The organism is Xanthomonas sp. GPE 39, assembly GCF_000963005.1.
Taxonomy (GTDB): Bacteria; Pseudomonadota; Gammaproteobacteria; order Xanthomonadales; family Xanthomonadaceae; genus Xanthomonas_A.
Genome location: NZ_JZHZ01000007.1, coordinates 74,556 through 80,290, shown reverse-complemented (window position 1 = coordinate 80,290; position 5,735 = coordinate 74,556). Strand labels below are relative to the sequence as shown.

Here is a 5,735-nt window from a genome sequence, read left to right as displayed (position 1 = left end):
GCGCGACGTGCATACCGGGGACAGCGGTAATGGCTTGGTCAAGGACTGGAACGGGCAACAACTGCAACAGCAGGTGAAGGCTGGCGCGGAAATCATGTCGACGTTCGGCCAGCAGGCGAGCAAGGCGATTGGGGATTACGCCTCGCAAAAGGCGTTGGAATTGCGTGGGCAGGGCAACGAAGCAGAAGCGGCCAAATGGGACGAAGGCGGCGTCTACCGCGTGGCGGCGCACGCGGCGATGGGCGCATTGGGCGGCGGCGTGCAAGGCGCGTTGGGTGCAGGCGCGGCGGCAAGCGCGGCGCCTAGGTTGAACGAGCTGACCAAGGATCTACCTGACGGCGTGCGTGAAGCGGTGGGCGCGGGTCTGGCGGCGGGATTGGGGGCAGTGACCGGCGGCGCGAGCGGCGCGGCCACGGCGTTCAACGAGGATACGAATAATCGGCAGTTGCACCCGGATGAAGTCAAGTGGATCAAGGACAATGCCGGTAAATTTGCCGACCAGCAGGGCATCAGCAAGGAAGAGGCGGTACGCCGCCTGACGGTGGAAGCCGCAGCGCAAGTGGATGGTTTTGTCAGCGCGCGTGTTGGCTCCTCCGTGGACGAAGGTGCTCTGAGTTTCCTCAATACCAATACCAATCAGTACACCTGGGGACAGGCATTCCGGGCAACGGATGCGGAGTACAACAATTTTGGTCTGTACGGTAAGGAATTGGCATCTGATCCGGAGAGTTTCCGGACGGTGTACAACAGCCTTTATCAATCAGGTGTCAGCAAGGATACGTTGCAGGCGGCCTACCAACAGGAGTTGTTGGCCTATGCGCAAAATGAAGTCGGCGCGTCAGGGCGTGATGTGCTTAAACTTCAGGCAGCGAGTGCTGCTGCAGGTGTGCTTGCTGCGGGTGGTACTTCCCTCTATGGGGTACTTCCTGAGTTTATGCAAGTAGGAGTAAAGGGAGCAGGTAGCGCTTCAGGATTATCTATAGCCAGTACGGCATATAAAGCTTACAAAGAGAGGGATGAAAAGGGAGGCTTTGCCCGTGCCTTTGATGACGATTTCTCATGGCAGAAGCTTGCTTTGACAGCATTTTTTAGTGCAACGACGAGCATGTACACTCAGCAAATGTTGATGTGGGCAGATGTTCCGACTGGATTTTTTCAAAGTTTAAAAACTCCTGGCGGCCTAATAATACGAGCTAATGTGGAGGTGCAGTCAGAGGTTGCACATAAAGCTGGCGATGCGATGATAGATCATTATTCAGGCAAGGATAAGGTGGGAAAAAATGATTGATGTTTTTATATATTCCTTGATTGGCGGTATGACTCCGTTCATTGATAGTAGAATTAAAAAGATAAGTTGGATTAAGCTATTTCTTATTGGTTTCGGAATTGGCGCCCTGCTTTGTGCGTGGGTTGTTCTAACTAAGTTTATTTCAAAATCGCCTAGTGAATTTCATTCATTTGTTTCAGGTGATTTTTGGCTTAGCTCTTTGGTTCTTCCTACTTTTTTAGGCTTATTTGCGATGATGCTTAGATTGCTAAGTACTTCAATGACGTGGAAGCAAGCAAAAAATAAGATTTTGAGTGAGGGTTATAAGCTTGTTGAGGCTGATCGTGAGGGCGAGCTCAAATATATAAAGGACGACATTGAGTTAATCGTTGTGCTTAACCGTTATAAGTCAGGTCGTTACATAAAGGTCTTTAAGGCTGGCATAGAGCGCAATGTTGTGGAGTTGAGGGAAGATTAATTTGAAAAGGCATCCATGGCGTTCCCGCACAGCGATGCGCAGTTTGCAGCATATGGTGAAACCCAGATGCTCCGGCCATCGACCAAACAGGCGTAGTACGGGCAAGTTCTTATAACTGTGGTGGTAGAAATAAAATAATCCAGGGGTCTGTGATGATTAAAATTGAGGAAATAGCTGAATATTTTTTCAAATACGCAAGTGCGCAAGGAAAGAGTTATAGTAAATTCCCATTGGGGACCAAAGTCGAAGAATTTGGAGCTCCATATATCGAAATTCATGAGTCTGGAAAGATGGCTGTTGTGGCTAGAGATCGTGGGATTGAATGCCTAAGGCAAGAAACAACATCGCCAGAAGTGTTGGCAAAATGGGTGTATGAATTATTTAATAGAAAAAAACCTGATTTGCCATGAATTTCAGTCGTCTATTGCAGAATATGCGGGGTTTTCAATTGAAGCCCCGCTCTTTTAAAGAATAGGATTCAAACATCGTCAACCACCGTAATCACCAACTCACGATCCCGCACAGTGATGCGCAGCTTGCACCCGATGGCGAAGCCCAACTGTTCAAGCCATCTGCCACGCAGGCGCAGTGCGGGTACTGGTTGATGGCTGTCGGGATAGTAGCCGTAACCCATGGTGCACTGTTGCGTCGGTCGCACACGTCGCGGTGGGCGCTGTGCGCGGGTAAGCTCGGCAGCATTTAGTGCTTCCGCCTGCTCGTGCGTCATCATCGGGCTGAGCGTTGGTTCCACAAACGTCCATTGCAGGTCCGTGCATGGCGTCGCTTGGCATGGCGAATGCTTGATTGTCTTACTGCGGCGTGATGAAGGTTGACGCATGGCAAAAGCCTCCTCGGTCGTACAGGAGCCGCCGCCAACGGCGACGGGATGTCGGGAGGTTAGAAACCGCACAGAGCCGGCGGGCGTATTTCCCCGAAGGGTGTTGTATTAGCCGCCCTCCCGACGCAGGCATTGCGTCGGTTTGCACCTGCGAACAGGCACAAAAAACCCACCAGTTTGACGGAGGTGGGTACCGCTCTGTGAGGAGTTTCTACGCTCCTTGGTTGAAAGATTGCAGTCGGTTGCGTTCGTTGTCAACCGACAATCTGCACAATACCTACGCGCGCAATGCGGCGGGCGGTTCGCCGGACCGCATCGTGATGGGCGCGCCGGACACGCAACTGCCCAGTGCCAGCCTGTTCAACGTGCAACCCAACGGCGGCCACGCGCTGGTGGAGACCGATCCACGCTTCACCAATTACCGGGTGTGGCTGAGTTCGGACGCGCAACTGCGGCAACTGGGCTATAACGCCGACACCACGCAACAACGCCTGGGTGATGGCTACTACGAACAGAAGTTGGTGCGCGAGCAGATCGGGCAACTGACCGGGCGTCGCTTCCTGGAAGGGTATGGCAGCGACGAAGCGCAATACCAGGCATTGCTGGATGCTGGCGCGACGGTGGGCAAGGCCTGGGGCCTGCGTCCGGGCGTGGCGTTGACGGCGGCGCAGATGGCGCAGTTGACCAGCGACATCGTGTGGCTGGTGGCGAAGACGGTGACGCTGCCCGATGGGCGCACCACCACCGCGTTGGTGCCGCAGGTGTATCTGCGTCTGCATCCGGGCGATCTGGACAACGGCGGCGCGCTGCTGGCCGGTGCCAATGTCGATGCGCACGTGAGCGGCACGTTGACCAACACCGGCACCATCGCTGGCCGTCAGTTGGTGTCCTTGGATGCGGGCCGGATCGATCACCTGGGCGGCAGCATCAGCGGTAATCAAGTAGCGCTGACCTCGGCCAGCGACATCCGCATCCAGGGCGCGAGCGTGAGCGCGGTGGATGCGTTGAGCGTGCGTGCGGCGGGCAATATCGACGTGGCCTCCACGGTAGAGACGCTGCAAGGCGGTGGCGGGCATCAATACGCGACCACGCAGATTGCACGCGTGGCCGGGCTGTACGTGACCGGAGCCAATGGCAGCGGCGTGTTGTCGGTGGTGGGCGGTGGCGATGTGACCCTGCAGGCGGCGCAGGTGCGCAATGCCGGCACCAACGGGGTGACCCAACTGGTGGCCGGTCACGACCTGACCCTGGGCGCGCAGACGCTCACGCACAGTACCGACATCACCGGCAACGCCAATAATTACCAACGCAGCAGCGAGACCACGCATGCGGTGAGCAGCGTGCAAGGCGCGGGCGACGTGGTGCTGGCGGCGGGCCACGATCTGACGCTGCAAGCGGCGCAGATCGGCGCAGGCAAGGCGCTGGCGTTGCAGGCCGGCCACGACCTCGATAGCCAGGCGGTGGTGGACAGCAGCACGCAATCCAGCAGCAGCGTGAGCAAGCGCCACTCGCTGGTCACCTCGAACTACGATGAACACGTGCAAGGCACGCAACTGGGTGCTGGCGGCGACATCGTGATGCGCGCAGGCAACGACCTGACCCTGGCCTCGACGGCGGTGGCGAGCCAGAACGGCGGCATCGCCCTGGCTGCCGGCCATGACGTGGCGCTGACGGCCACGCAGGAACAGCACGACAGCGTGGTGGACGAGCGCACGCGCAAGAGCGGGTTCCTGTCGAGCAAGACCACGACCACACATGACGAGACGCACGACAGTCTGGCGGTGACGAGCAGCCTGAGTGGCGACACGGTACACATCGCAGCGGGCCACGACCTGCTGGCGCAGGGCGCGCAGATTGTCGGCACCGGCGACGTGGTGCTGGCGGCGGGCAACAACCTGACCCTGGAGACAGCGCAGAACACGCATAGCGAGGAGCACGACAAACAGGTCAAGAAGAGCGGCCTGTTCAGCAGTGGCGGCCTCAGCGTCACCTATGGCAAGCAATCGCTCAAGACCGATGCGACCAACGCCACGCTGACCCACACCGGCAGCACAGTGGGCAGCCTGGAAGGCAACGTGACGATGGTGGCGGGCAATACGCTGGCGATCACGGGCAGCGATGTGATGGCGTTGCAGGGCGACATCACCGCCAAGGCGAAGGACATCGCGATCACCGAAGTGCACGACACCAGCGACAGCACGCAGAAGACGGCGTTCAAGCAAGGTGGTGTGACATTGTCGGTGACCTCAGCGGCGCTGAACCTGGCGCAGTCGGCGGTACAAAGTGCGCAGGCGGGCAGCCATGCCAAGGGCGATGCGCGGATGCAGGCGATGGCCGGTGCGTCTGCGGCGTACAGTGCGTATGGGGCGAGTCAGTCGCTGGGCAACCTGGCCTCGGCCGATAGCGTCAAGGACGCGGCGCAAGCGGCGAGCCTCAACATCGCCATCACCGTGGGCGGCAGCCGCAGCCATAGCGAGAGCGAGCAACACAGCGACACGGTCAAGGGCTCGACCCTGCATGCCGGCGGCAATGTCACCTTGATCGCCACTGGCGGCGGGGACGACAGCAACATTTTGATCCGTGGCAGCGACGTCAAGGCGGGCAACAACCTGCTGTTGGCGGCGGACCACGACATCACGGTGGAGTCGGCACAGAACAGCAGCGAGCAGCACAGCCGCAGCAAGAGCGGCAGCGCGGCGATCGGCGTGGGGTTCAACTATGGCTCCCAGGGCGCGGGGATGGGAGTGACCGCCAACGCCAGCAGCGCACACGGCAAGGGCGATGGCACGGACGTGACCCAACGCAACAGCCATCTGTCGGCGGGCAACACGGCCACGATCATCAGCGGCAACGACACCACGCTGGATGGCGCGGTGGTGTCAGCGAACAAGGTGATGGCGGATGTGGGCGGTGATCTGCACATCCACAGCGAGCAGGACACCAGCCATTACGCCAGCCACGACACCTCTGCCAGTGCCAGTGTCACCGTGGGCATCGGGGCGAGCGGCAGTGCGAGCTATAGCCACTCCAAGGTGGATGGCGACTTCGCCAGCGTGACGGAACAAAGCGGCATCCAGGCTGGCGATGGCGGGTTCGACATCAACGTGCACGGCAACACCGACCTGAAGGGCGCAGTGATCGCGAGCACGCAG

Annotated in this window: 4 protein-coding genes and 1 pseudogene; 4 read left to right on the top strand and 1 reads right to left on the bottom strand. The window is 58.7% G+C overall.

The window, feature by feature from the left end; all coding sequences use genetic code 11:
* The 3 genes and pseudogenes from XALGPE39_RS16280 to XALGPE39_RS14970 all read left to right on the top strand — a co-directional run.
* A pseudogene (locus XALGPE39_RS16280) lies at nt 1–1,288 on the top strand (hypothetical protein); the annotation flags it as partial.
* Complete coding sequence (locus XALGPE39_RS15350) at nt 1,281–1,745, top strand: hypothetical protein (protein WP_152624780.1); 465 nt, start codon at nt 1,281–1,283, stop codon at nt 1,743–1,745. The pseudogene XALGPE39_RS16280 and the gene XALGPE39_RS15350, both read left to right, overlap by 8 nt.
* A 152-nt stretch (nt 1,746–1,897) precedes the next feature.
* Nucleotides 1,898–2,155 carry a hypothetical protein gene (locus XALGPE39_RS14970; RefSeq protein WP_200893845.1) on the top strand — a complete coding sequence of 86 codons (258 nt, stop codon included), beginning with the start codon at nt 1,898–1,900 and terminating at the stop codon, nt 2,153–2,155.
* 68 nt (nt 2,156–2,223) lie between these two features.
* Here XALGPE39_RS14970 and XALGPE39_RS16625 read toward each other — a convergent pair whose 3' ends face one another.
* On the bottom strand, nt 2,224–2,379 hold the full coding sequence (locus tag XALGPE39_RS16625; protein ID WP_343123004.1) for a SymE family type I addiction module toxin: 156 nt from the start codon (nt 2,377–2,379) through the stop codon (nt 2,224–2,226).
* A gap of 455 nt (nt 2,380–2,834) precedes the next feature.
* On the opposite strand from XALGPE39_RS16625, the gene XALGPE39_RS15875 reads away from it, so the two are divergent.
* A partial coding sequence (locus XALGPE39_RS15875) for a hemagglutinin repeat-containing protein (protein WP_235429718.1) occupies nt 2,835–5,735 on the top strand: 2,901 nt, incomplete at its 3' end.

Excerpts from the sequence above, each read along its gene's own strand:
- XALGPE39_RS15350 (WP_152624780.1), top strand. The coding sequence starts at position 1,281 with ATGATTGATGTTTTTATATATTCCTTGATTGGCGGTATGACTCCGTTC.
- XALGPE39_RS14970 (WP_200893845.1), top strand. The coding sequence starts at position 1,898 with ATGATTAAAATTGAGGAAATAGCTGAATATTTTTTCAAATACGCAAGT.
- XALGPE39_RS16625 (WP_343123004.1), bottom strand. The coding sequence starts at position 2,379 with ATGGGTTACGGCTACTATCCCGACAGCCATCAACCAGTACCCGCACTG.